The organism is Lysinibacillus telephonicus, from assembly GCF_003966145.1.
Classification (GTDB): domain Bacteria; phylum Bacillota; class Bacilli; order Bacillales_A; family Planococcaceae; genus Ureibacillus; species Ureibacillus telephonicus.
The window spans coordinates 1-1,035 of sequence record NZ_RXNR01000158.1; the positions used below are offsets into that span (position 1 = coordinate 1).

The following is a 1,035-nucleotide window of genomic DNA, read 5'->3' on the forward strand; positions in this document are numbered from 1 at the left end:
CTTTAAATGTGGAAACGCAGCCACTTTGACCATCGCATGAATCATATTTTGCTCACGCACATCAATTTCATAGTTTGTCAATTTAATGAGTGTATCAATAAATGAGAGCTCATTCTTTATACCGAAGTCGATGACTTCATTCAAATGGAGACCCATTTGCTTTAATTTTAAATACTCCAGGTTTTGTTGTAGCTGCTGATAGTTTGTGTTCATTATTGAATTCATTTATACATATCTCCAATCGCTGCTAAATTTCGCTTTGCTAAATCATTAATGTCAGGGTATTCCGGCATCGCTTTTATGATAATTTCACGGTAATGCGCCTCTTGATAATTCAATTTTGCTTCACTAATTTTATGCTGTGCGATTAGTTCCATGTTATAATAAATCCATAATTGATCATCGTATACTTGTAGACCTACTTTTTTTCCTTGATACCCCGCTGGTACGGAGTATTGATTGGATTTGTAGGAAATCATGTTAGATACATTAACTTTTACAAACGTATGGTTGATTCTGTAGGAATCTCTTACTCGTTCAGTTGGTAGCTGGAGTAAGTGATTCTTTTCTTTTTGAAATTCTAAAATAGGTATTTTATTGGTTCCTTGATGAACCTCATGATTGATTCTATTACATAAATTTTGAATATAATTATGTAATTCTGCCATATTAAATTTCCCTTGATAAGCATGAATTTCATCTAGTAATTTCATTGTTGTCTCTACTTTTCCTTTTGTACGAGGACGACCTGCTATACAAGGTTTAACCTTAAATCCAAAGTCCTTCGCAAATTGCGCAAATTTCGCATTTACTTTTCCAACAAAACGTTCTGTTCTTGCCTCATCCATTACGGTTTTCATATTATCAGTGATGAGTTCTTCAGGTACTCCACCCATTTTTTCAAACGTCTCTGTTTAAGAACGAGCATAAAACAGCCTGGGATTTTGAAACACTCATATAAAAGAAGCGCATTCGTGAGTGGCTCAGTACTAATACTGCTACATTAATTTCAACTTGTTCCCCATCACTTGTTTC

2 pseudogenes are annotated in these 1,035 nt (G+C 34.4%); both read right to left on the reverse strand.

Annotated elements, in window-relative coordinates:
- Positions 1–213: pseudogene (locus EKG35_RS20740) on the reverse strand (IS21-like element ISCbo2 family helper ATPase IstB); the annotation flags it as partial.
- 8 nt (positions 214–221) lie between these two features.
- A pseudogene (istA, locus tag EKG35_RS20745) lies at positions 222–1,035 on the reverse strand (IS21 family transposase); the annotation flags it as partial.